Origin of the sequence: Xanthomonas arboricola pv. juglandis, assembly GCF_001013475.1 — a bacterium.
Lineage (GTDB): Bacteria > Pseudomonadota > Gammaproteobacteria > Xanthomonadales > Xanthomonadaceae > Xanthomonas > Xanthomonas arboricola.
In genome coordinates this window covers 681530-704384 of the sequence record NZ_JZEF01000001.1, presented here as the reverse complement: position 1 = coordinate 704384, position 22855 = coordinate 681530, and the positions used below count along the sequence as shown (strand labels likewise).

At 66.6% G+C, this 22855-nt stretch carries 20 protein-coding genes; 7 read left to right on the top strand and 13 right to left on the bottom strand.

Annotated elements, in window-relative coordinates; translation table 11 throughout:
- Nucleotides 1-6: 6 nt before the first annotated feature.
- Nucleotides 7-1425, bottom strand: coding sequence for an FAD-binding oxidoreductase (locus XARJCFBP2528_RS02870; protein WP_016904350.1), 1419 nt, complete (start codon nucleotides 1423-1425; stop codon nucleotides 7-9).
- Between the two features lie 208 nt (nucleotides 1426-1633).
- Here XARJCFBP2528_RS02870 and serA point away from each other — a divergent pair, with 208 nt between their 5' ends.
- Nucleotides 1634-2875: a phosphoglycerate dehydrogenase gene (serA, locus tag XARJCFBP2528_RS02865; protein ID WP_016904349.1), complete on the top strand. Its 1242-nt coding sequence runs from the start codon at nucleotides 1634-1636 to the stop codon at nucleotides 2873-2875.
- Between the two features lie 925 nt (nucleotides 2876-3800).
- Here serA and XARJCFBP2528_RS02860 read toward each other — a convergent pair.
- Nucleotides 3801-4388 carry an NUDIX hydrolase gene (locus XARJCFBP2528_RS02860; protein ID WP_026064794.1) on the bottom strand — a complete coding sequence of 196 codons (588 nt, stop codon included), beginning with the start codon at nucleotides 4386-4388 and terminating at the stop codon, nucleotides 3801-3803.
- A gap of 141 nt (nucleotides 4389-4529) precedes the next feature.
- Between XARJCFBP2528_RS02860 and XARJCFBP2528_RS02855 the strand changes: the two genes are divergently transcribed.
- The 6 genes from XARJCFBP2528_RS02855 to XARJCFBP2528_RS02830 all read left to right on the top strand — a co-directional run bounded on the left by XARJCFBP2528_RS02855 (nucleotide 4530) and on the right by XARJCFBP2528_RS02830 (nucleotide 11682).
- Nucleotides 4530-6002 carry an amino acid permease gene (locus XARJCFBP2528_RS02855; protein WP_026064795.1) on the top strand — a complete coding sequence of 491 codons (1473 nt, stop codon included), beginning with the start codon at nucleotides 4530-4532 and terminating at the stop codon, nucleotides 6000-6002.
- Between the two features lie 226 nt (nucleotides 6003-6228).
- Complete coding sequence (locus tag XARJCFBP2528_RS02850; RefSeq protein WP_016904398.1) at nucleotides 6229-7659, top strand: amino acid permease; 1431 nt, start codon at nucleotides 6229-6231, stop codon at nucleotides 7657-7659.
- 666 nt (nucleotides 7660-8325) lie between these two features.
- A complete protein-coding gene (locus XARJCFBP2528_RS02845; protein WP_016904399.1) occupies nucleotides 8326-8979 on the top strand; it encodes a methylthioribulose 1-phosphate dehydratase in 654 nt (217 codons plus the stop codon).
- 39 nt (nucleotides 8980-9018) lie between these two features.
- Entirely contained in the window at nucleotides 9019-9585 is a 567-nt protein-coding gene (locus XARJCFBP2528_RS02840; RefSeq protein WP_026064796.1) for a 1,2-dihydroxy-3-keto-5-methylthiopentene dioxygenase, read from the top strand.
- Nucleotides 9586-9587: 2 nt separating this feature from the next.
- Entirely contained in the window at nucleotides 9588-10286 is a 699-nt protein-coding gene (gene mtnC, locus XARJCFBP2528_RS02835) for an acireductone synthase (RefSeq protein ID WP_016904401.1), read from the top strand.
- A gap of 319 nt (nucleotides 10287-10605) precedes the next feature.
- Nucleotides 10606-11682, top strand: coding sequence for a C13 family peptidase (locus XARJCFBP2528_RS02830; protein WP_026064797.1), 1077 nt, complete (start codon nucleotides 10606-10608; stop codon nucleotides 11680-11682).
- A gap of 274 nt (nucleotides 11683-11956) precedes the next feature.
- Here XARJCFBP2528_RS02830 and XARJCFBP2528_RS02825 read toward each other — a convergent pair whose 3' ends face one another.
- The 11 genes from XARJCFBP2528_RS02825 to hisS form a co-directional block, all read right to left on the bottom strand.
- Nucleotides 11957-13549, bottom strand: a complete 1593-nt coding sequence (locus tag XARJCFBP2528_RS02825; protein ID WP_016904403.1) for a calcineurin-like phosphoesterase C-terminal domain-containing protein — start codon at nucleotides 13547-13549, stop codon at nucleotides 11957-11959.
- 156 nt (nucleotides 13550-13705) lie between these two features.
- Nucleotides 13706-14326 (bottom strand): bifunctional phosphoribosyl-AMP cyclohydrolase/phosphoribosyl-ATP diphosphatase HisIE, encoded by a 621-nt coding sequence (gene hisIE / locus XARJCFBP2528_RS02820; protein ID WP_047124287.1) that lies wholly within the window; start codon nucleotides 14324-14326, stop codon nucleotides 13706-13708.
- Nucleotides 14316-15092: an imidazole glycerol phosphate synthase subunit HisF gene (hisF, locus tag XARJCFBP2528_RS02815; protein ID WP_047124286.1), complete on the bottom strand. Its 777-nt coding sequence runs from the start codon at nucleotides 15090-15092 to the stop codon at nucleotides 14316-14318. Before hisF ends, hisIE begins: the two co-directional genes overlap by 11 nt.
- On the bottom strand, nucleotides 15086-15820 hold the full coding sequence (hisA, locus tag XARJCFBP2528_RS02810) for a 1-(5-phosphoribosyl)-5-[(5-phosphoribosylamino)methylideneamino]imidazole-4-carboxamide isomerase (protein ID WP_016904937.1): 735 nt from the start codon (nucleotides 15818-15820) through the stop codon (nucleotides 15086-15088). The genes hisF and hisA overlap by 7 nt, the downstream gene beginning before the upstream one ends.
- The gene (hisH, locus tag XARJCFBP2528_RS02805; RefSeq protein WP_016904936.1) at nucleotides 15817-16419 is read right to left on the bottom strand and encodes an imidazole glycerol phosphate synthase subunit HisH; all 603 of its coding nucleotides are present in this window, start codon (nucleotides 16417-16419) and stop codon (nucleotides 15817-15819) included. The genes hisA and hisH overlap by 4 nt, the downstream gene beginning before the upstream one ends.
- Nucleotides 16416-17543: a bifunctional histidinol-phosphatase/imidazoleglycerol-phosphate dehydratase HisB gene (gene hisB, locus XARJCFBP2528_RS02800; RefSeq protein ID WP_016904935.1), complete on the bottom strand. Its 1128-nt coding sequence runs from the start codon at nucleotides 17541-17543 to the stop codon at nucleotides 16416-16418. Before hisB ends, hisH begins: the two co-directional genes overlap by 4 nt.
- Complete coding sequence (gene hisC / locus XARJCFBP2528_RS02795) at nucleotides 17540-18631, bottom strand: histidinol-phosphate transaminase (RefSeq protein ID WP_016904934.1); 1092 nt, start codon at nucleotides 18629-18631, stop codon at nucleotides 17540-17542. The genes hisB and hisC overlap by 4 nt, the downstream gene beginning before the upstream one ends.
- Complete coding sequence (hisD, locus tag XARJCFBP2528_RS02790) at nucleotides 18628-19923, bottom strand: histidinol dehydrogenase (RefSeq protein WP_039815715.1); 1296 nt, start codon at nucleotides 19921-19923, stop codon at nucleotides 18628-18630. The genes hisC and hisD overlap by 4 nt, the downstream gene beginning before the upstream one ends.
- The gene (hisG, locus tag XARJCFBP2528_RS02785; protein ID WP_026064776.1) at nucleotides 19920-20834 is read right to left on the bottom strand and encodes an ATP phosphoribosyltransferase; all 915 of its coding nucleotides are present in this window, start codon (nucleotides 20832-20834) and stop codon (nucleotides 19920-19922) included. Before hisG ends, hisD begins: the two co-directional genes overlap by 4 nt.
- A 9-nt stretch (nucleotides 20835-20843) precedes the next feature.
- Nucleotides 20844-21170: a YerC/YecD family TrpR-related protein gene (locus tag XARJCFBP2528_RS02780; RefSeq protein WP_016904311.1), complete on the bottom strand. Its 327-nt coding sequence runs from the start codon at nucleotides 21168-21170 to the stop codon at nucleotides 20844-20846.
- A gap of 222 nt (nucleotides 21171-21392) precedes the next feature.
- Nucleotides 21393-22826, bottom strand: a complete 1434-nt coding sequence (hisS, locus tag XARJCFBP2528_RS02775; protein WP_016904310.1) for a histidine--tRNA ligase — start codon at nucleotides 22824-22826, stop codon at nucleotides 21393-21395.
- Nucleotides 22827-22855: the final 29 nt, after the last annotated feature.

The following is a 22855-nucleotide window of genomic DNA, read 5'->3' as shown; positions in this document are numbered from 1 at the left end:
GAAAGACTAACCGGCACGCGCGGCGGCAGGCGCGTCGTCGATCTCGAACAGCTTGCCGGGATTCAGCAAAAGATGAGGATCGAGCACATGCTTGATCCCGCGCATCAAGGCGATCTCCTCGGCCGAGCGCGTGCTCCACAGGTAGGCCTTCTTGACCAGGCCGATGCCGTGTTCGGCAGAGATGCTGCCGCCGAAACGCTGCAAGGCCTGCGCCAGCAACTTGGTCACCTGGTCGCAGGCCGCCACGAAATCGGCCTGGCTGGTGCCATCGGGCTTGAGCACGTTGATATGCAGGTTGCCATCGCCGATATGGCCGAACCACACCACATCGAAATGCGGATACGCATCGTGCAGCAGCGCCTGGGTTTCGGCCAGGAATGCCGGCATCACCGAGATGCGCACCGACACGTCGTTCTTGTAGGGCGTGTAGCGCGCCAGCGCCTCGGTGATGCCTTCGCGCAGTCGCCACAGTTGCGCGGCCTGCGCATCGCTCTGGCTGATCACCCCGTCGCTGACCCAGCCCTGCTCCATGCAGGTCTCGAATGCCGCCATCGCCGCGGCTTCCTGCGCCGCGTCGCCGGCGGCGAATTCGGTGACCACGTAGTACGGATGCACCTGCGCAAACGGCGCCTGCGCGCCGTGGGCCAGCACGTGCTCCAGTGCGCGGTCGGTGAAGAATTCGAACGCCTCCAGCCGCAGCTGCGCGCGGAAGGCGGCGAACACCTGCATCAGCACCTCGAACGAGGGCAGCGCCAGCAGCATCACGTTGCTGGGCGGCGGCGGGTCGGTCAATCGCAGCGTCGCTTCGACCACCACGCCGAGCGTGCCTTCGGAGCCGATCAGCAGATGGCGGAAATCGTAGCCGCTGGAATTCTTCACCAGCGCATTGTTGAGTTCGAGCAGCTCGCCGGCACCGGTGACCACCTTCAGGCCGGCCACCCATTCGCGGGTGTTGCCATAGCGGATCACGCGGATGCCGCCGGCATTGGTGGCGATGTTGCCGCCGATCGAGCACGAGCCGCGCGCGGCAAAGTCCACCGGATACACCAGCCCGTGCTCGCGCGCGGCGTTGTGCACCGCCTCCAGCGGCATGCCGGCCTGGACGGTGAGCGTGCGATCCACCGCGTTGAACTCCAGCGGCTTGTTCAGGCGCTCCAGGCTCAGCACCAGCTCACCGTTGGCGGCCACCGCGCCGCCGGACAGGCCGGTGCGCCCGCCCGAAGGCACTACCGCCACCGCATGCGCATTTGCCCAGCGCAGCACCGCCTGCACCTCGTCCACCGAGCCGGGCAAGGCGATCGCGAGCGGGTTGGGCGTCCAGCGCCGCGTCCAGTCGCGGCCGTAGTGTTCCAGGTCGGCCGGCTCGGTCTTCAAACGCAACGCGGGCACGGCCTGTTGCAACGAAAGGATGCGGGGATCGGTCATGGCACACGGCGCTGCGGTAGGAACCGCACAGCGTGCCAGTGCACGCCAGCCCCGTCCAGCTGCACGGCGTGCGGCCGAGGCGGTGTTGGATTCAGCTGAAACCGTTGCACCGCAAGGACTTTGCCTGCGCAAACACTGCGTTGCGACCGCCCCATCGCGCAGCCCATCTGGCATAGTTGCCGACCCGATTGCTGCATTGCGCTCCCCCATGTCGCCGAAGAGAACCTCGTTTCCCAAGCAGGACATCCGCGTCCTGTTGCTGGAAGGCATCAGCCAGACTGCCGTGGATGTGTTCCGCGCCGCCGGTTATTCGCAGATCGAGCTGCACGCCAAATCGTTGCCGGAAGACGAGTTGATCGCCCGCATCGCCGAGGCGCATATCGTCGGCATCCGCTCGCGCACGCAGTTGAGCGCGCAGGTGCTGGCACATGCCAAGCGGTTGATCGCGGTGGGCTGCTTCTGCATCGGCACCAACCAGGTCGAGCTGGACGCGGCCGAACTGGCCGGCATCCCGGTGTTCAACGCGCCCTACTCCAACACCCGCAGCGTGGCCGAGCTGGTCATCGCCGAGGCGATCCTGCTGTTGCGCGGCATCCCGCAGAAGAATGCCGAATGCCATCGCGGTGGGTGGTCCAAGTCGGCCGCCGGCAGCCACGAAACGCGCGGCAAGGTGCTGGGCATCGTCGGTTACGGGCATATCGGCACCCAGGTCGGCGTGCTGGCCGAGTCGCTGGGCATGCAGGTGATCTTCCACGACATCGAAACCAAGCTGTCGCTGGGCAACGCGCGTGCGGCGATCGATCTGGACGACCTGCTGGCACGCTCGGACGTGGTGACCCTGCATGTGCCGGAGACGCCGTCGACCAAGGACATGATCGGCGCGGCGGAAATCGCGCGCATGAAGCACGGCGCGCATCTGATCAACGCCTCGCGCGGCACGGTGATCGACATCGACGCGCTGGACGCGGCGCTGAGCTCGGGCCAGATCGGCGGCGCGGCGGTGGACGTGTTCCCGATCGAGCCCAAGGGCAATGGCGATGCGTTCGAATCAAAGTTGACCGCACACGACAACGTGATCCTGACCCCGCACGTCGGCGGCAGCACGCTGGAAGCGCAGGACAATATCGGCATCGAAGTGGCCGCCAAGCTGGTGCGCTACAGCGACAACGGCAGCACCCTGTCGGCGGTGAACTTCCCCGAGGTCACCCTGCCCGAGCATCCCGACAGCCTGCGTCTGCTGCATATCCACCGCAACGTACCGGGCGTGCTGTCCAAGATCAACGAACTGTTCTCGCGCCACAACGTCAACATCGACGGCCAGTTCCTGCGCACCGATCCCAAGGTCGGCTACGTGGTGATCGACGTCAGCGCCAGCGAGGCGCAGGCCACCGCGTTGAAGGAAGGCCTGGCCTTGATCGAAGGGACCTTGCGGACGCGCATTCTGTACTGAGCGGACTTTGTACCGAGGTGATTCCTTCTCCCAACGGGAGAAGGTGGCGCGAAGGGCCGGATGAGGGGCGCTGCACCCAACTTCGGCGCGTCTGCCATGGCAAACGCGTCGCCCCGCGCCAGTAAGGGTGACTCGTAAACTGGCAGCCGATGCCTGGCGGTACTCCCCCCCAAACCCCCGCTCCGCGCCAGTGGCGCGCAGGCAGTGCCTTATCCCCCCAACTAGTCAACCGTACCCTCCCCCGCGCCCCGGCCCGCGCTTGCGGCGCGGGCGCTCCCAGGCACGCGCGCCCATGGCGCGCAAGCTGTGCCTGCTCGCCCCCACAGGAGCGGGGCTTTGATTCGCAGACGTAAGCGTTAGGCAACGTCTCATCACGCACTCAATGCTTCCAAGGCGCCATGACAGCGAATGGCTGAGTCAGCAGCGTGGCCGGGGATTGGCGGAAAGCGGCACAAGGATGTGCCGCGGCGGCGAGTCAGACCGGATGTCTGACCAAGCCGAGCAGCCGATCGCCGGCCGCGCTGCTGCCGCCCACCGAAGCCGCCAAGCGACAGGCCGGGCCGCGCTTTGGGCACGCGCGCCTATGGCGCGCAAGCTGTGCCTGCTAGCCCCCACGGGAGCGGGGCTTTGATTCGCAGACCTGAGCATGAAACAACGTCTCATCACTCACCCACTGCGTCCAAGGTCATGACAGCGAATGGCCGAGGCAGCAGCGTGGCCGGGGATTGGCGGAAAGCGGCACAGGGATGTGCCGCGGCGGCGAGTCAGACAGGATGTCTGACCGAGCCGGGCAGCCGATCGCCGGCCGCGCTGCTGCCGCCCACTGAAGCCGGCAACTAACAAGCGCAGTGCCCGCGCTTGCGGCGCGCACGCCAGCGGTGCGCAAGCAGCGCCTTATTACCCCGACGAAAGGGGCGCTAACTGCTCAACGCGCGCGCGCCACCCACTTCTCCGCCATGCGCCGCATCGACGGATCCAGTTGCGGATCGGCAAGCAGCTCGGCGACCGGGCGCCACGCCAGGGCCAGCGATTCTTCGCTGACTTCGAACGCCTCGTCCGCCCCAGCCATCACCACATAGCGCGCGTCGTAATGCCAGTGCCCGGCCACCTCGCCGCGCGCGGGAATCCAGTGCCGGTCCAGGTCGAAAATGGCCGCGTCAGCCAGGCACAGTCCGGTCAATCCGGATTCCTCCTGCGCCTCGCGCAAGGCCACCTGCGCCAGGTCGCGGTCGCCGTCGGCGTGCCCGCCCAGCTGCAGCCAGCGCTGCAGCTTGCGGTGGTGGGTCAGCAACGTGCGCGTGCCATCGGCGCTGACCACCCAGGCCGAACCGGTGAAATGACCTTCGACACGCTCGCGCAGGAACGGGTTGGTGGCATCGTCCAGCAGCTGTGCGAACTGCTCGGCCAGCCCGGCTTCGTCGGGCCAGCGTGCGCGGTAGTCGGCCAATCGCTGTTGCAGGGTTGCATCCACCATCTGTCGTTCTCGGTCGCCCGTCGCGGGCAAGGCGGCCATTATCGCCATTCATGCTGCGTACGTGCTTGTCGTGAGCGTGTAGCTTTGGCAAGGTAGGCCGCTTGCCTGTCCGTTGGGGACGCGGCGCACACCTTCGCCCGGGCGCCAGCGCCTTAGCCTTGCCACTTAGGGATGTACCGAATGCTGAAGTCTCTGTTGAGGGTCAAACCGATCGAGCCCGCTGGACATGTGGACGGGGGCGAACCGGTCGAAGGCAGCCTGCAAGGCGAAGCCACCCTGCAACGCACCCTCACCGCCAAGCACCTGATCATGCTCGGCATCGGCGCGGTGATCGGCGCCGGCATCTTCGTGCTGACCGGCCAGGCCGCTGCCAACCATGCCGGCCCGGCGGTGATGCTGTCCTTCGTATTTGCGGGCATCGCCTGTGCGTTCGCCGGCCTGTGCTATGCAGAGTTCGCGGCGATGATGCCGGTCTCCGGCAGCGCCTACTCGTATTCATATGCCACCCTTGGCGAAGGCATCGCCTGGTTCATCGGCTGGTGTCTGGTGCTGGAGTACCTGTTTGCCGGCTCCAGTGTGGCGGTCGGCTGGTCCGCCTACCTAATCAGTTTCCTGACCGGCACGCTCGGATTACCGTTCCCGGCGGAGCTGGCCGGTGCACCACTGGCCTGGGACGGCCACAACTTTGTCAGCTCCGGCAACCTCATCAACCTGCCGGCCGTGCTGATCGTGGCTGCGGTGAGCATGCTGTGCTACGTGGGCGTCACCCAGTCGGCGTTCGCCAATGCCATCGTGGTGGCGATCAAGGTGGTGGTGATCTGCCTGTTCGTCGGCTTCGGCATCGCCTACATCGATCCGGCCAACTGGCACCCTTTCATTCCGGAAAACACCGGGCCGGGCCAGTTCGGCTGGGACGGCGTGTTCCGTGCGGCGTCGATCGTGTTCTTCTCCTACATCGGCTTCGACGCGGTCTCCACCTCCGCCGGCGAGACCAAGGATCCGCAGAAGAACATGCCGATCGGCATTCTGGTATCGCTGGCGGTCTGCACCGTCATCTACATCATCGTCTGCGCGGTGCTGACCGGCCTGCTGCCCTACACCCAGCTCGGCACCGCCAAGCCGGTGGCCACGGCACTGGAAGCGCACCCGCAGCTCACCTGGCTCAAGACCGCAGTGGAGATCGGTGCAATCGCCGGCCTGTCCTCGGTGGTGCTGGTGATGCTGATGGCGCAGCCGCGCATCTTCTACACCATGGCCAAGGATGGGTTGATGCCCAGACTGTTCGGCAAGGTGCACCCGAAGTTCCATACCCCTTATGTCGGGACGATCTTCGTCGGCGTGGTCGCGGCGCTGCTGGCCGGGTTGATCCCGCTCAGCGTGCTGGGCGAACTGGTGTCGATGGGCACCCTGCTCGCCTTTGCCACCGTGTGCGCCGGGGTCATGGTGCTGCGCTTCACCAAGCCGGATCTGCCGCGGCCGTTCCGGGTGCCGCTGGCGATGCTGATCTGCCCGCTGGGCGCGCTGGCCTGCCTGTTCCTATTCTTCCAGGCCTTCCAGGAACACTGGAAGGTGTTCGTGGGCTGGACCATGATCGGCCTGGTCATCTATTTCGGTTATGGCATTCGCCATAGCCGGCTGGCCCGTAAGGCTTGATTGCGAGTCCCTCGCAAGAGCCCGCACATCCGTGTGCGGGGATTTGACAACACGAGTCCCTCGCAACAGCCCACACATTCGTGTGTGGGGATTTGACGACACGAGTCCTTCGCAACAGCCCGCACATCCGTGTGCGGAGATTTGACGACACGAGTCCTTCGCAACAGCCCGCACATCTCGCATACGCCCGCACCGCCACGTGCAGGGATTCAACAGGAACCGCTGCATGTTCAAGCAACTCTGGGCCACCAAGCACCCGCACGCCAGCCACGAGGCGGCCGACGGGCTGGGCCTGCAACGCGCACTCGGGCCCTGGGGGCTGACCGCCCTGGGCATCGGGGCGGTGATCGGTGGCGGCATCTTCGTCATCACCGGCCAAGCCGCGGCCGACCACGCCGGCCCGGCGATCATGCTGTCGTTCGTGCTGGCCGCGGTGTGCTGCGCGTTCTGCGCAATGGCCTACGCCGAGTTCGCGGCGATGGTGCCGGTATCCGGCAGCGCCTACACCTATACCTATGCCACCTTCGGCGAACTGGCGGCCTGGTTCATTGGCTGGATGCTGGTGCTGGAGTACGGTGTCTCCGCCTCGGCGGTGGCGGTCAGCTGGACCGGCTATTTCCTCAGCCTGCTGGAGCATTTCAACATCCACCTGCCGGCCGCCCTGGTCAGCGCGCCGCTGGACGGCAAGCTGCAGCGCACCGGCGCAATCGCCAACCTGCCCGCCGCCGGTATCGTGCTGCTGCTGACCTGGCTGTGCTACGTGGGCATCCGCAAGTCGTCGGCGATGAACATGGCGATGGTGATCCTCAAGACCGGGCTGATCCTGCTGGTGATCGCGGTGGGCTGGAAGTACGTGGATACCGCCAACTGGCACCCGTTCATTCCGGCCAACGAGGGTCCGGGCAAGTACGGCATGGAAGGCGTGCTGCGCGGCGCGGCGATGGTGTTCTTCGCCTATATCGGCTTCGAGGCAGTATCGGTGGCGGCACAGGAATCGCACCGCCCGCAACGCGACCTGCCGATCGGCATGATCCTGTCGCTGGTCATCTGCACCGTGCTGTACATCGCCATGGCGGCAGTGATGACCGGCCTGGTGCCCTACACGCTGCTCGGCACCGACGAGCCGGTGGTGACCGCGGTGGCGGCGCATCCACAGCTGGCCTGGCTGCGCGTGGTGGTGGAAGTGGGCGCGCTGATCGGGCTGTCGTCGGTCGTTCTGGTGATGATCATCGGCCAGCCGCGCATCTTCATGATCATCGCGCGCGACGGGCTGCTGCCGTCGATCTTCACTCGCATCCATCCCAAGTACCGCACCCCGCACGTCAATACCGTGATCACCGGCGTGGGCATCGCCCTGCTGGCAGCGGTGTTCCCGCTGGATGTGCTGGGCGAGCTGACCTCGATGGGCACGCTGATCGCGTTCGCCGCGGTGTGCGCCGGCGTGCTGATCCTGCGCCGTACCCACCCGGAACTGCCGCGTCCGTTCCGCATGCCGGTGGCCTGGCTGATCTGCAGCGCCGGCGTGTTGAGCTGCCTGGCCCTGCTGTCGGCGATGACCCTGCACAACTGGATGTTGATGGGGGTGTGGACGCTGGTCGGGCTGGTGGTCTATTTCGGCTACGGTTACCGCCACAGCCGTCTGCGCGACGGTCGCTGAGCACACGCGTGGGCTGAGAGCGGCTGATAGAACGCCTGCGCGTCGGTCTATCGCAGAGCGGCTGATCTAGGCGGGCTGATCTTTAGCTTGGTTGGTGGGTGCTGGTCTGAGGCTTGGCTGCAGGGTCCTTGCCCGCCCACCCTCCCAGGACACGCCGCAAGTACGTCCTTGTAGGCTCTTACGCGGCATCCATGCCGCGTAAGGTCCCGCGACGGTGGGCGGGCAAGCACCTGTCGGGATAATCGGTGTGCACAGTGAAGAGCAGTTAGCGCAGTGCGTTATGCGCGTTGTTCGATACTGGTGCGCTGGCTCGAAGTGCGACACGGGGGCGACAAGCGGCTTTTCATGCGACCACCGACCAGCTTCCTGGTGCGGTGTCCTCGCCGGTTGCGGGACCCTTGGCGGCATGAATGCCGCCAAGGAGCCTCCATGGACGGATTCACGGCGTGTCCCGCGGGTGGTGAGGGCACCGCGCCCTCGACCGACCAGGCATTTGACCTGGGCTGGTGACTGCATCCAACAACAGACGACTGACGAAACCACCGCGCTCACTGCCAGGCGCGCGCTCCTCAGGTTTTGTCGGCCGCTCTGGGTACGGCCGTGGCGGGAACAAAACCCTGCTGCGCTGCACCTGACCGTAATCCGGCGGGGCAGTAGAATAGGTCCATGAATGCGACCACTGCCCCCCTGCCCTATAGCGCCGCGCGTCTGCACGAGCTGGCGCACCTGCTGATCGGCAACATCCGCGAGCTGGCCCAGGCCGGCTGGACGCCGGCCACCAGCAGCAATTTCTCCCATCGCCTGGACGAACAGCACGCGGCGATCACCGTATCCGGCCGCGACAAGGGCCGCCTGGTTGAAGAAGACATCATGGTGGTGGACTTCGATGGCCTGGCGGTTGGCCGTCCGTTGCGCCCGTCTGCGGAAACGCTGCTGCACACCCAACTGTATCGCCGCTTCCCCGAGATCGGCTGCGTGCTGCACACGCATTCGCCGGTGCAGACCATTGCCTCGCGGCTGTACGCCGGCAGCGGGATGATCCGGCTGGAGGGCTATGAGCTGTTGAAAGCCTTCGAAGGCAACACCACACATGAAACGGCAGTGGACGTGCCGGTGTTCGCCAATACGCAGGACATGCAGGTACTGGCCGCGCAGGTCGAGGCCCTGCTGGACAAACAGAGCCTGTGGGGGTATCTCATCGAAGGGCACGGTCTGTATGCCTGGGGCCGCAACATGGCCGAGGCGCGCCGTCACCTGGAGGCCTTCGAATTCCTGCTGCATTGCGAACTCGAGCTGCTGAAGCTGCGCGGCCCGCGCTGAGTCCTCGCCACCTCCCCTTTCCTTGTGAGCCAGATCGCCATGAGCCGACTTCGCATCTACAACGATTCCGATCCCAACCTGCCGCAGCTCGATAGCCGCGACGGCGAGCAGATTGCCGCCGAGCTGAGCAAGATCGGCGTGACCTTCGAGCGCTGGAAGGCCAATCAGCCGATCGAGCCGGGCGCATCACCCGAGCAGGTGATGGCGGCCTACCGCGAGGACATCGAGCGGCTCAGCACCGAGCGCGGGCTGAAGACCGTCGATGTGGTCAGCATCGCGCCGGACAATCCCAAGCGCGAGGAAATGCGCGCCAAGTTCCTGGACGAGCATTTCCACAAGGAAGACGAGGTGCGCTTCTTCGTCGCCGGCTCGGGCCAGTTCACGCTGCACGTGGACGACAAGGTCTACGAGATCGAATGCGTGAAGGATGACCTGATCGCCGTGCCCGACAGCACCCTGCACTGGTTCGACATGGGGCCGGAGCCGCACTTCGTGGCGATCCGCTTCTTTACCGAGCCCGATGGCTGGGTCGGCCACTTCACCGGCACCGAAATCGCCCAACAATTCCCCCGCTACGCCCCCGAGAAACCTTCAAAGGCCAGCTGACGATGACACGACCGCAAGCGATCCTCACCGATATCGAAGGCACCACCAGCAGCATCTCGTTCGTCAAGGACGTGTTGTTTCCGTATGCGCGCCGCGCCATGCCGGCCTACGTGCAGGAGCACGGCGGTCACCCGCAGGTGCGGCACTGGCTCAACCAGGTGGCCGACGAGATCGGCGAGGACGTACCGGACGAAGTACTGGTCAGCACCCTGCAGACCTGGATCGACGAGGATCGCAAGCACACTGCGCTCAAGGCGCTGCAGGGGATGATCTGGAGCGACGGCTACAAGACCGCCGACTTCACCGCGCACATCTATGCCGATGCGGCGATCCAGCTGCAGGCCTGGCATGCGGCCGGCATTCCGCTGTACGTGTATTCGTCCGGCTCGGTGCCGGCGCAGAAGCTGTTCTTCGCCCATAGCGATGCCGGCGACCTGAGCGGGCTGATCAGCGACTGGTTCGATACCGAAGTCGGCCCCAAGCGCGAGAGCGCCAGCTACCGCCGCATCGCCGAACGCATCGGCGTGCCGCCGGGCGAGATCCTGTTCCTGTCGGACGTGATCGAAGAGCTGGACGCCGCCAAGCGTGCTGGCATGCGTACCGCACTGCTGGACCGCCTTGAGGACTACCCCACCCCACGCTCGGCCGACGAGATCGGCAGCCACCAGCGCGTGGAAAGTTTCACCGAGCTGGCGCTGTAAGCGCGATCGGCAAGCCCGCTGCGCTCATCCTTGGGTGAGCGCAGTCGTTACTCGGCGTTGCATGCGCTCCTGATGTATTGAGGTTCAAGCGCGCCGTCCGCACCTGCCTGACGGCGCGCTCGCGGCGCGGTTGCAGGCGTGGGTCAGCCGACATCGACGATGCGCAGTGGCGAGACTTGGCAGGCAAGGCCTGCTGCACGCAACGTGTTCTGCAAGATGTGCTTGAAGCGGATCGATGGACGTTGTGCAACGTCGTGGCCTGCGTTGCGATCACTGCGCCCAGGCGCTCCACCCGTCCTCCCAGACCTCGGCGTTTGTCATGTCGCTGCATTCCCCCTTCGGACCGAACGCCCTGCTGCGGCGACTCTCGTTGTTGATCCTCATCGTGGCCTTGATGGCCGGCTGTCATCCCGACGCCGGTGCCGCACTGCCGAACCAGGCGGCGGCAGGCAAGGATGAGGTGGACCCGGTCGACCAGGCGGCGCTTGCGCAGGCATTGAACGCGCTGCAGCCACAGCGTCCTGGGGTGACCGACCTGTACGTGGTCGGCTTCGCCGGCGATGCCAGCGACGATGTGTTTCGCAACGAGACGCTCTACCTCAGGCAGCTGTTCGAACAACGCTTCGCTGCACGCGGCCGCGTGGTGACGCTGGTCAACAACCCCGACAATCTGGGCGAGCAGCCGTACGCACCGCTGGCAACCTATGACAACCTGTACGACACGCTCGCCGCAATCGGCAAGCGCATGGATCGCAAGGAAGACGCGCTGCTGCTGTTCGTCACCACCCATGGCACCGAAGACCACACGCTGTACGTGCAGGTGGACCAGAACGAGGAAGACTTCATCAGCCCGCAGGATCTGCGCCAGGCCCTGGACGATGCCGGCATCGGCAATCGCATCATCGTGCTGTCGGCGTGCTACTCGGGCGGCTTCATTCCGGCGCTGCGTTCGCCGGACACGCTGATCCTCACCGCCGCGCGCGCTGACCGGCCCTCGTTCGGCTGCGGCAACACCTCCAATGCAACCTACTTCGGCCAGGCCTGGCTGATCGATGCGATGAACCGCAGCGACGACCCGCTGGCCGCGTTCGATATGGCCAGGACGGCGATCACCGCGCGCGAGAAGCAGGAAGGCGAACTGCCGTCGTTGCCGCAGCAATCGCTCGGCAAGCGCATCGCGCCGGTGCTGGCACGCTGGCGTGCAGGGCTACATGCAGGCGCGGCCGTAGCCTACCCGTATCCGCCGCTGGAGACCGCCCCGGACGCCGGGCAGGACCAGGATCCGGAAGCCGATCCCGATAGCAGGTCGCTGGACGATCCGACCAAGGTCAAGGTGCCGGCCGCACCGGCCAGCCCGCGCAAACCGTCGCCCGTGCCGGCACCCGCGACGCCATGAAGATTGCCACGCGCTGAGACTAATTCTCATTTCGTCAGCGCCTGCGCAGCCTCGCTACACTCGCCCGGCCAGCCAGCTCACGCCAGCCAGCATCGATCCCCGCCAGCGCGCCATCGCCTGCCAGCCCGGATCCCAAAACGCCTCCCTCGTGGAGGCGTTTGTGTTTCCGGCGATAGGGTTCAAGCGTCAACGAACCAACAACCAAACACCGTAGGAGCGCATTGATGCGCGACGGGCTTCACCCAAGAACCCCCGCACCACGCACGCATCCCTATCAGGGATCGGCGCGCTGCAAGCGATACACCGTGCGTGCGCTGTACTGCCCGGTCGGCAGCGATGCGCGTACGTCGACCGCGTGCTCGCCCACTTCCAGCGTGGTCGGCAGCGCGCCACGCCACAGGTGCGTGGACGGCGTGGCCTCGGGCGAGCGGTCGTAGCCGCGCAACTGCTCGGCCGCATCGTCGCGCACGTTCTCTGCCAGCAGCCGCGGATCGGCACGCTCCACCCGCTTCATCGGCTGCCATGCGCCATTGTCGATGCGCATCTCGACGAGGGTGTCGTCCCGGCCCATGAACACATTGGCGTAGATCCCCCAGGCCGCATACGCGCCCTGGCGCAGCACCTTGGGCGCGTGCAGCAGCAGTTGCGCATCATCGACCGAACGCGCGACGTGATAGGCCAGCGTGTAGTCGCCGCCGGGCGCCACCTGCAGCACCGCGTAACCGTTCGGCGTGCCGTCGCTCATCGTCGCGTCGGGAATGCCGGCGGCATCCTTGGCACCGGACCAGAACGCACCGCAGGCAGCGCCGACGTTGTATTCGTGCAGCGGGCGGGCACCCTGCCAACCTTCGTCGGCGCCGTGATCGACCTGTCGCTGGGTATGGCTGTGTGCACTCAGCACCAGCACATGCGGGAAATCCTTCAACAGGGCGAACAGGCGGCGGCGATCGGCATGCCGGAAGGTCTCCTGCCCCGGCGCCGCGTCGAACAACGGAATATGCATGCCCAGCACCAGCAGCCGCTCGCGCGGCAGCTGCGCCAGATAGGCCTGCAGGAACGCGAACTGGTCCTCGCGCAGGCCGCCGACATAGGCCGGTTTGCCGCCTGGCGTATAGATCACATCGTCCAGGAACACGAAGCTGGCGTTGGCCTCTTCCACCGCGTAGGTGTCCGGGCCGTAGACGGCACGCCAGCTGTCCAGCGACTGCGCATCGTCGCCCGCGTCGAAGTTGAGATCGTGATTTCCCGGCACATGGAACCACGGCACGCCCAGCTGGGTGGTGGCCTTGTTCAGGGCCGGGTACAGGCTTAGATCGTCGCTGACGATATCGCCCAGCGTGGTGCCCAGCCGGGCCGGGGTCTTGCCGACGATCGGCGCAACGATATCGCGCTGGTAATACCCCACGTCGGTCAGGCTGGCGGTCTGGCTGTCGGCGAACACCAGCATCTGGAACCCATCCTTGCCGGCGCTGGCGCGCGGGGTCAGCGCGAAATCCCAGTGCCGGGTGTTGCGCCCGGTGGCGGCGATGCCTGGGTACTTGCGCTTGGCCGATCCCGTGGGTGCGTAGTGACGCCAGAAACCCGGCAGTCCGTCCGCGCTTGGCACAAAGCTGCGGTCGCCCGGCTTGATCACGAACACCGTCTGCCCGTCGCGTACCGGCAGGCGGTAGCGGCCTTGCGCGTCGGTGCGCACCAGCTGCTCGCCGTTGGAGACGGTCACGTCGCTGATGCCCGGCTCGTCGGTGCTGGGCCCGGCACGCCCGTCGCGTTCTTCGTAGACGATGCCATCGACCACCGCATCGCGTGCGTACGCGCCCTCCGCGAGCAAACCCAGGGCCAACAGAGCGAAGCGAAAGCGAAGCTGCATGCGTTTTCCCGCGCGAAGATCAGCGGAAATTGTACCCGCCCTCGCCAGGCGCACGGCGCGAAAGACAGGCCGACACATTCCGTAGGAGCGCACCCGGGCGCGACGGGCATTACCGATAACGCCCGTCGCGCCCGGGTGCGCTCCTACATGACTACGTTACTTGTGCCGCGACTCCAATAGCGCCACCGCATCGCCCAGACCCAGGCCGCGCGCGCGCAGCAGCACGATCAGGTGATACAGCAGGTCGGCCGACTCGCCGAGCAACTCGGCATCGCCCTGCACCACGCCGGCCAGCGCGGTTTCCACGCCCTCCTCGCCCACCTTCTGCGCGATGCGGCGGATGCCCTGCTCGAACAGCTTGGTGGTGTAGCTGCCGTGCGGGCGCTCCTGCTCGCGCGTGGCGATCAAGGCATCCAGGCTGCCGAGGAACTGGCCGGGCGCGGTGGGGAAACAGCTGGTGCGGCCAAGATGGCAGGTCGGCCCATGCGGGCGCGCCTGCACCAGCAGCGTGTCGGCATCGCAATCGGTCTGGATCGACACCACCTTCAACACGTTGCCCGAGCTCTCGCCCTTGGTCCACAGGCGCTGCTTGCTGCGGCTGAAGAAGGTGACTTCGCCGCGTTGCTGCGTGACCGCCAGCGCTTCGGCGTTCATGTAGCCCAGCATCAGCACGCGCAGGTTGTCGGCGTCCTGCACGACCACCGGCAACAAGCCATCGCCCTTGCGCCAGTCCAGCGTTGCGAGCGCATCGCCCGCTGCCGTCTCGTTACTGCCCATCACGTACCTCGATCTGTTGCGCGCGCAGGAATTGCTTGAGTTCCGGGATCGGAATCGCACCACTGTGAAACACGCTTGCCGCCAGCGCGCCATCGACATCGGCCTGGTCGAACACGTCGGCAAAATGCTGCATGTCGCCCGCACCGCCGGAGGCAATCAACGGCACGTGGCACAGCGCACGCACCTGGCGCAGCTGCCCGATGTCGTAGCCGCGCCGCACCCCATCGTTATCCATGCAGTTGAGCACGATCTCGCCGGCGCCCAGGCGCTGCGCTTCGGCCACCCAGTCCAGCGTACGCATCGGCAGGGCCTGGGTCTTGCTCGGATCGCCGGTGTAGCGGCGCACGCGCCACTGCCCATCGTCCTCGCGGATCGAGTCAATGCCGACCACCACGCATTGCACGCCGAAGGCGTCTGCGAGCTCGGAGATCAGCTGCGGCCTGCCGAGCGCCGGCGAGTTGATCGAAATCTTGTCGGCACCGGCATGCAGCACCGCGCGCGCGGTTTCCACATCGCCAATGCCGCCGGCCACGCAGAACGGGATATCGATCAGCCGCGCCACCCGCTCGACCCAGGTGTAATCGACCGAGCGCCCTTCCGGGCTGGCACCGATGTCGTAGAACACCAGTTCGTCTGCGCCCTGGTCGCGGTAGCGCAGCGCCAGTTCGACGATGTCGCCCATGTCGATGTGGTCGCGGAACTTGACGCCCTTGACCACGCGTCCGTCGCGCACGTCCAGGCAGGGAATGATGCGGCGGCTCAGCATGCCAGTGCCTCCTTCAATGCCAGATGCCCTTCCAGCAAGGCCTTGCCGAGCACGATGCCGGCGCAGCCGGCAGCCTTGGCCGCAGCGACATCGGCCAGGTTGCGCGCGCCGCCGGACACCTGCACCTGCAACTGCGGCGCCAGCGCGCGCAAGTGCGCGTACAGGTCCATGTTCGGGCCGGACAACATGCCGTCGCGCGCGATGTCGGTGCACAGCAGATGTTGCAGGCCGGCCTGCGCATAGCGCACGGCCAACTGATCCAGCGTGGCCTCGGCCGCTTCGGTCCAGCCATGCACCGGCAACTGCCATACGCCGTCGGCGTCCTGGCGCGTGTCCAGCGCGATGGTCAGCCGGTCAGCACCGAATTCCTGCAGCCAGGCGATGACGGTATCGGCCTGGCGCACCGCCAACGAGCCGATCACCACGCGCGCGGCGCCGGCATCGAGGATGCGTGCCACGTCCTCGCGTGAGCGCACGCCACCGCCGGTCTGCACCTGCAAGCCGGTGGCACGGGCGATCTCGCCGAGCGTGCTCGCCAGCGTATAACCGCCGGCCTTTGCTGCATCCAGATCGACCAGATGCATCCACTGCGCGCCGGCATCAGCAAATGCCTGCGCGCGTGGCAGCACATCGTCGCCGTACTGCGTCTCGCGTGCGTAGTCGCCTTGCAGCAGGCGCACCACGCGGCCGTTGCGGATATCCAGCGCCGGGTAAACGGTGAAACTCATGGGAAGCTCATCTCAAGAAAATTGCGCAGGATGCGTGCACCGGTCTCGGCCGAACGCTCGGGGTGGAACTGCGCGCCGCAGCGCAGGCCGTGCTGCACCACTGCGGTGAACAGACCGCCATGGTCGCAGGCGGCCACGGTGTCGGCCGTCATCGGCGCGGCATACCCATGCACGAAATAGGCACTGGCGCGCTCCGGCAAACCGGCCAGCAACGCGGAGTCGCGCATCGGCACCAGCTGATTCCAACCCATATGCGGCACGCGTATGCCGAGTGCGGGCGTCATGTGCCGCACGATGCCCGGCAGCACGCCCAGGCAATCGACATCGCCTTCTTCGGAATGTTCGAACAGCAACTGCATCCCCAGGCAGATGCCGATCAACGGCACCTGCAACTGCCGCAACGGCTCGACCAGGCCCTGTGCGCGCAGGCGCGACATCGCCTCGGGCGCGGCGCCGACGCCAGGCAGGATCACCCGCTGCGCGCCCTGCAACCCTGCTGCATCGCGTACCAGGCGCGCTTCCACGCCCAGCCGTTCCAATGCGTAGCGCACCGAGCCCAGGTTGGCGCCGCCGGCATCGATCAACGCGACATCGGTCATAGCGCACCCTTGGTGGTTGGCAGCGCGGTGCCTTCGCGGCGGATCGCCTGACGCAGGGCACGCGCCAGGGCCTTGAAGCAGGCCTCGACCTTGTGGTGATCGTTCTCGCCGCGCACGCTCAGGTGCAGGTTCAGGCCGGAGGCATCGCAGATCGAGCGGAAAAAATGCGGGACCAGTTCGGTCGGCATGTCGCCCACGCGCTCACGCTTGAACTGGCCTTCGAACACGAAGTACGGCCGGCCGCTGAAGTCCAGCGCGGCGCTGGCGATGGTCTCGTCCATCGGCAACGTGAAGCCATGCTGGGTGGTATCGCCGGCCACACGCCACGGGCTGTCGTCGGGGTCGAAGCCGTAACGGCCGATGCCGCGCTTGTCGCCCAGCGCTTCGCGCAAGGCCTGGCCCAGCGCCAGACCGGTGTCTTCGATGGTGTGGTGCTCGTCGATATGCAGATCGCCTTCGGCGCGGATATCCAGCGCAAAGCCTCCGTGCTTGCCGATCTGTTCCAGCATGTGGTCGAAGAACGGCAGGCCGGTGGCGGTCTTCGGTTCGGCCACGCGATCCAGATCCAGTTCGACGCGGATTTTGGTTTCCTTGGTGTTGCGCTGGACCACCGCACGCCGTGGCGCATCGGCCAGCTCGTGCGCAATGCCTGGCCAGTCCCACTCGCCGCCGAATTCGTCGGTGCGCAGCTGGAAACCGCGGATATTGAGGTTCTGCGCGAACTGGATGTCGGTGATGCGGTCGCCCACCATCGCCGAGCGTGCCCAGTCGATCGTGCGGTCCTGCAGGTAAGGCACCATCAGGCCGACACCGGGTTTGCGCGTGGGCGCGTTGTCGGCCGGCCAGCTGCAGTCGATCAACACCTCGCGGAACACGATGCCCTGGCTGGCGAAGATCTGCAGCATCAGGTTGTTCGGGCCATCGAAGGACGCGCGCGGATAGCTCTCGCTGCCCAGGCCATCCTGGTTGCTGACGATGACGAACTGATAGCCGGCGTCGCGCAGCTTCAGCATCGCCGGGATCACGTTGTCGACCAGGCGCAGTTTTTCGTAGGCGTCGATCTGGTAATCGGCCGGCTCGGTGATCAGCGTGCCGTCGCGGTCGACGAAGAGAATCGGGGTCATGCGGCGGCCTCCTGCGTGCGTTGCAGCGCGCTCAGCACGCGCGCGTTCTGTTCGGGCGTGCCCAGGGTGATGCGCAGGGCATCGGACAGCTGCGGTACCGCGCGTTGATCGCGCACCACCACGCCGGCCTCCAGCAGCGCCTGGAATGCCGCCTCGGCATCGTCGAAACGCACCAGCAGAAAGTTGCCCTGCGAGGGATACACCTGACGCACGCCGGCCAGCTGCTCGAGTGCGGTGTGCACGCGTGTGCGCTCGCTGCGCACCTCGGCGATGCGCCGGCGCGTGACCTCCAGCGCCGGCGCGGACAAGGCCTGTTCGGCCATTGCCGCGCACGGCGTCGGCACCGGGTATGGCGCCTGGCAGCGCCGCAACAAGGCGATCAACTCGGCGTTGGCGATCAGGCTGCCGATGCGTGCCGCTGCCAGCGCATGCGCCTTGGACAACGTGCGCAACACCGCCAGATTGTCGTAGCGCGCAAGCAGGCTCACTGCCGAGGCTATGTCAGAGAACTCGCCGTAGGCTTCGTCAACCACCACCAGCGCCCTGCCCTGCAATGCCTGCAAGGCGGTTTCGATCTCGTCCAGGGCAATCGCCGAGCCGGCCGGGTTGGACGGCGAGCACAGGAACACCAGCTTGGCCTGCGAGCTCAGCGCTGCTTCGACGATCGCAGGGATATCCGCGTGGAAACCGTCAGGTCCATCCACCAGCGGCACCTCGACTAGAGGTGCGTTCTGCAGGCGTGCGCACACCGCGTACATGCCGAACACCGGCGGGGTCACCACCACCGCATCGCGCCCGGGCACGCACAGGCCGCGCACCAGCAGATCGATTGCCTCGTCGCTGCCACGGCCGATCAATAGCTGCTCGGGCGTGCAGCCGTACAGCGCCGCCAGTGCGCTGCGCAAGCCCTTGGGTTGCGGATCCGGATACCGCCGCGTGCTTGCGCCCGGGTCGGCCGGATTGCCCCAGGCCGACTCGTTGGCGTTGAGCCACACATCGCCCTGCAAGGCGCTGGTGCGTGCCGACGAATAGCCGGCAAACGCACGCAGGTCCTCGCGCACCAGATCCAGAATCGAGGACGTGCTCATGCTGCCACTCCCATGCGCAATGCCACTGCATTGGCGTGCGCATCCAGGCCTTCGGCCCGCGCCAGAATCAGTGCGCATGCGCCGATGCCGTCGATGCCGGCCTTGCTGGCGGCCTGCACGCTGACCATGTTCTGGAAGCTGGCCACGCTCACGCCGCTGTAGGCGCGCGCCGCGCCGCTGGTCGGCAACACGTGGTTGGTGCCGCTGCAGTAATCGCCCAGCGCTTCGGGCGTGTAATCGCCGAGAAACACCGAGCCGGCCGCTTCGACCTGGCTCAGCCACGCACGCGGCTCGCGCAGCGCGAGAATCAAATGCTCAGGTGCATAGCGGTTGCTGATCGCAAACGCCTCGTCCAGGGTCTGCACCTTGATCAGGCGCGATTGCGCCAACGCCTGGCCTGCGATCCCGGCGCGCGACAGTCGCGCCAGTTGGGTGTCGAGCTCCACCTGCACCGCCGCGATCAGCGCATCGCTGTCGGACAGCAGCAGTACCTGCGAGTCCGGGCCGTGTTCGGCCTGCGACAGCAGATCGGCGGCAACGAAGGCCGGCTGCGCACCGGCATCGGCGATCACCAGCACTTCGGACGGGCCGGCCGGCATGTCGATCGCCGCGGCGCCGGACTGCGCCACCTGCTGCTTGGCTTCGGTGACGAAGCTGTTGCCCGGGCCGAACAGCTTGTCGCAACTCGGAACCGATTCGCTGCCATACGCCATTGCCGCAATCGCCTGCGCACCGCCGAGCTTGAACACCCGGCGCACGCCGGTCAGCTGCGCGGCAACCAGCACTGCCGGATCCACGCTGCCGTCCTTGCGCGGCGGCGTGCACAGCACCACCTCACGGCACCCGGCCAGACGTGCCGGCACGCCCAGCATCAACGCAGTCGACGGCAACGGCGCACTGCCGGCCGGCACGTACAGGCCGACCCGGCCGATCGGCCGCACGATCTTTTCGCACACCACGCCCGGCGCGGTTTCCACCGCATAGCCGTCGCTCATGCCGGCGCGGTGGAAGGTGTCGATGCGCGCCACCGCATCCTCCATGGCCTGACGCAGTTCCGGCGCCACGGCCGCTTCGGCGGCAGCGAATTCGGCCTCGCTCACGGCAAAGCTGTCCAGCGCCACGCCATCGAAACGCGCGGTGATCTCGCGCAAGGCGGCATCGCCGCGTGCACGCACATCGGCAATCAATGCAGCCACCGCGTCGCGCGTCTGCGTGGCCACGGTCTGCACCGGGCGGGTCAATGCCTGCGTCCGTGCAGCGGCGTCCAGTTGCGACCAATCGAGAATATTCATGCCAGCGAGCGCTCCACCGTCAACACCATCAGACCTTGCGCACCTGCGCGTTCGAGTTCTTCCAAGCGTTGCCAGGTCACCGCGCCATGACACATGGTCTGCAGGCGCAACGCGCCGTTGCCATCGTCGGGCAGCTGCACCAGCGGCTCGGCATCGGGCAGCAGACGGCGCAGCGCATCCACGTTGCCGTGTTCAGCGCGGAACATCAGCAGCTTGCTGTCGCGCAGCTTGAGCACGCCGTCCATGCGCCGCAGCAGCATCGCCAGCAGCGCGGCGCGTGCGTCGGCCGGCTCGCGCACCGCACCGGCCAGCACCGCTTCGCTCTCCATCACCAGCTCGACCGGCTTGAGCTGGTTGGCGGCCAGGGTGGCGCCGCTGGAAACCAGATCGCAGATCAGATCGGCGGTGCCCAGGCGCGGGGCGATCTCCACCGAACCGGACAGCTCCACTACCGCCGCGTCGATGCCCTGGCGCTCCAGCCAGTCGGCCAGGATTGCCGGGTAGCTGGTGGCGATGCGCTTGCCGGCCAGTTGCGCCACGCCCTGCCAGTCCCACTCTTCCGGCACCGCGAGCATCAACCGGCACTGGCCGAAACCGACCCCGCGCACCGCGTGATACGCGGCCGGCAGGCCGTTGCGGCGGCGCTCGGATGCCTGCTCTTCGAGTTCGTTCTGCCCGACGATGCCCAGATCGCAGACGCCATCGGCGATCAGGCCGGGGATGTCGTCATCGCGCACCAGCAGCAGGTCCACCGGCAGCGATTCACCGTAGCAGAACAGCTTGTCGCGGCTCTGCCGCCAGCTCAGCCCGCAGGCCGCCAGCAGGCTGCGCGCCGGTTCGGCCAGGCGGCCGCTCTTCTGGATGGCGATACGCAACCGGTCACGTGCCGGTGCTGCCGTGGAAGCACTCATCTTGTTCTCTCAGTGGGATTCGTCAGGGCGCGCGGCTTGCTCGCGCAGGGCCGCGGCATAGCCGCCGGCGCCGTGTTCCAGCGTGCGCGCAACGCGCCCGATGGTGGTGACGCTGACCTGGGTCAGCTCATGGATTTCGCGGTAGGGCACACCCTTGATCAGCAACGGCACCACCCGCCAACGGTCGGACATGGCCTCCAGCTCGGCGGGCGTGCACAGGTCGCGCAGAAAGGCCTCGACCGCGCCGGGGTCCTTCAGGCACGCCAGCGCATCGGCCAGCCTCTTGAGAGAGGCGGCGACGTCGGTGGTTTCGCGGGGGGCGGGTCGTTGTTTCATTGCGTTAATGTAATAGCGTGTTAGTACATTAACGCAAAGGCAGGCCCCGAGACAAGCCCGACGGGCAAAGCGCTCAGAGAAGTCCCGGACCGTGCGGCGGACCAGAAACGACAAACCCACCGACACCGAGGTGCCAGTGGGCCTGTGCATGCTTCAGCAGGCGTGAGCGCTGCTGACCGTCTTTATCACCCTGGCGGCGCCATCGCGCCGCTTCCGGAGGCGTCAATCGCCGTTGACGTTACCGGCCACCAGCATCGCCTTGGCCTGCTCCAGCTCCACCTGCAAGGTGCTGGCCAGCTCGTCGCGGGCCACATCGAACTGCTGCTCGCGCACCAGGTCCTTGACCGCCACCACCCCGCGCGCCAGCTCGTCGTCGCCGGCCAGCACCACGAAGCGGATGCCCGCGCGTGCGGCGTATTGGAACTGCTTGCCGATCTTCTTCGGCTCCATCTGCACTTCGGTATTGATGCCGCCGATGCGCAGCCGGCGCGCGATATCCAGCGCGTCCTCCAGCCGCGACTCGTCCATCAGCGCCACCATCGCGTGCACGCTGCTCTCGGCGATGCCCTGGATCAGGCCGGCCTCGCGCAGCTGCCAGAACAGGCGGGTCAGGCCGATCGAGATGCCCACGCCGGGCAATTTGGACTTGGTGTAGTGGCTGGCCAGGCTTTCATAGCGGCCGCCCGAGCAGATCGAGCCGATCTGCGGGTGGTCGGTCAGCGTGGTTTCGTAGACGGTGCCGGTGTAGTAGTCCAGCCCGCGCGCGATCGAGAAGTTCAGGCAGTACGCGCTCTCGGGCACGCCCAGTGCCTTGACCAGCTCCAGCACTTCGCGCAGCTCGGCGATGCCCTCGCCCAGGGTCGCGCTCGCAGCGACCGAGGCCTCCAGCGCCTGCAACTGCGCCAGCGCATCGGCATGCCCGTTCGAGCGCACCGCCACGAAGGCCAGGATCCTGTCGACCTGCTCGGCGGCGATGCCGAAGCCTTCGCCCACCAGCGTGTCGCGCACGTAGTCGGCGCCGCGCTTGTCGATCTTGTCGACCTCGCGCAATACCGCCAGCTGCAGCTCGCCCTCGGCCACGCCCAGGCTTTCGAAGAAACCGCGCAGCAGCTTGCGGTTGTTCAACTGCACCTTGAACGCGCCGATGCCCAGCTCGGCGAACACCGCGTGGATCACCGCCAGCACCTCGGCGTCGTAGCGGATGCTCAACGCATCCTTGCCGATCACGTCGATGTCGCACTGGTAGAACTCGCGGAAACGCCCGCGCTGGGCACGCTCGCCGCGATACACGCGCTGCATCTGGTAGCGGCGGAACGGGAAGCTCAGGTCGTGCTCGTGCTCGGCCACGTAGCGTGCCAGCGGCACGGTCAGGTCGAAGCGCAGCGCCAGCTCGGGCAAGCCCCCCTCGCCACCTTCGTCCGCCGCGGCGGCGGCATTGGCCAGCGCACCGGTGGACTGCACGAAATACACCTGGCGCTCGGTCTCGCCACCGGACTTGGTCAGCAACACATCGGACAGCTCGAATACCGGAGTTTCGACCGGCAGGAACCCGAACCGCTCGTAGTTGCGGCGGATGACGTCCAGCATGCGCTGGAACGCGATCTGCTCGCGCGGCAGCAATTCCATGATGCCGGGCGGCGTACGGGGCTTGATCACGAGCGAAACTCCTGCAGGGCAATGTGGCG

What these genes read in the sequence shown, in the direction of transcription:
- XARJCFBP2528_RS02870 (WP_016904350.1), bottom strand. Translation starts at nt 1,425, where the DNA reads ATGACCGATCCCCGCATCCTTTCGTTGCAACAGGCCGTGCCCGCGTTG.
- serA (WP_016904349.1), top strand. Translation starts at nt 1,634, where the DNA reads ATGTCGCCGAAGAGAACCTCGTTTCCCAAGCAGGACATCCGCGTCCTG.
- XARJCFBP2528_RS02860 (WP_026064794.1), bottom strand. Translation starts at nt 4,388, where the DNA reads ATGGCCGCCTTGCCCGCGACGGGCGACCGAGAACGACAGATGGTGGAT.
- XARJCFBP2528_RS02855 (WP_026064795.1), top strand. Translation starts at nt 4,530, where the DNA reads ATGCTGAAGTCTCTGTTGAGGGTCAAACCGATCGAGCCCGCTGGACAT.
- XARJCFBP2528_RS02850 (WP_016904398.1), top strand. Translation starts at nt 6,229, where the DNA reads ATGTTCAAGCAACTCTGGGCCACCAAGCACCCGCACGCCAGCCACGAG.
- XARJCFBP2528_RS02845 (WP_016904399.1), top strand. Translation starts at nt 8,326, where the DNA reads ATGAATGCGACCACTGCCCCCCTGCCCTATAGCGCCGCGCGTCTGCAC.
- XARJCFBP2528_RS02840 (WP_026064796.1), top strand. Translation starts at nt 9,019, where the DNA reads ATGAGCCGACTTCGCATCTACAACGATTCCGATCCCAACCTGCCGCAG.
- mtnC (WP_016904401.1), top strand. Translation starts at nt 9,588, where the DNA reads ATGACACGACCGCAAGCGATCCTCACCGATATCGAAGGCACCACCAGC.
- XARJCFBP2528_RS02830 (WP_026064797.1), top strand. Translation starts at nt 10,606, where the DNA reads ATGTCGCTGCATTCCCCCTTCGGACCGAACGCCCTGCTGCGGCGACTC.
- XARJCFBP2528_RS02825 (WP_016904403.1), bottom strand. Translation starts at nt 13,549, where the DNA reads ATGCAGCTTCGCTTTCGCTTCGCTCTGTTGGCCCTGGGTTTGCTCGCG.
- hisIE (WP_047124287.1), bottom strand. Translation starts at nt 14,326, where the DNA reads ATGGGCAGTAACGAGACGGCAGCGGGCGATGCGCTCGCAACGCTGGAC.
- hisF (WP_047124286.1), bottom strand. Translation starts at nt 15,092, where the DNA reads ATGCTGAGCCGCCGCATCATTCCCTGCCTGGACGTGCGCGACGGACGC.
- hisA (WP_016904937.1), bottom strand. Translation starts at nt 15,820, where the DNA reads ATGAGTTTCACCGTTTACCCGGCGCTGGATATCCGCAACGGCCGCGTG.
- hisH (WP_016904936.1), bottom strand. Translation starts at nt 16,419, where the DNA reads ATGACCGATGTCGCGTTGATCGATGCCGGCGGCGCCAACCTGGGCTCG.
- hisB (WP_016904935.1), bottom strand. Translation starts at nt 17,543, where the DNA reads ATGACCCCGATTCTCTTCGTCGACCGCGACGGCACGCTGATCACCGAG.
- hisC (WP_016904934.1), bottom strand. Translation starts at nt 18,631, where the DNA reads ATGAGCACGTCCTCGATTCTGGATCTGGTGCGCGAGGACCTGCGTGCG.
- hisD (WP_039815715.1), bottom strand. Translation starts at nt 19,923, where the DNA reads ATGAATATTCTCGATTGGTCGCAACTGGACGCCGCTGCACGGACGCAG.
- hisG (WP_026064776.1), bottom strand. Translation starts at nt 20,834, where the DNA reads ATGAGTGCTTCCACGGCAGCACCGGCACGTGACCGGTTGCGTATCGCC.
- XARJCFBP2528_RS02780 (WP_016904311.1), bottom strand. Translation starts at nt 21,170, where the DNA reads ATGAAACAACGACCCGCCCCCCGCGAAACCACCGACGTCGCCGCCTCT.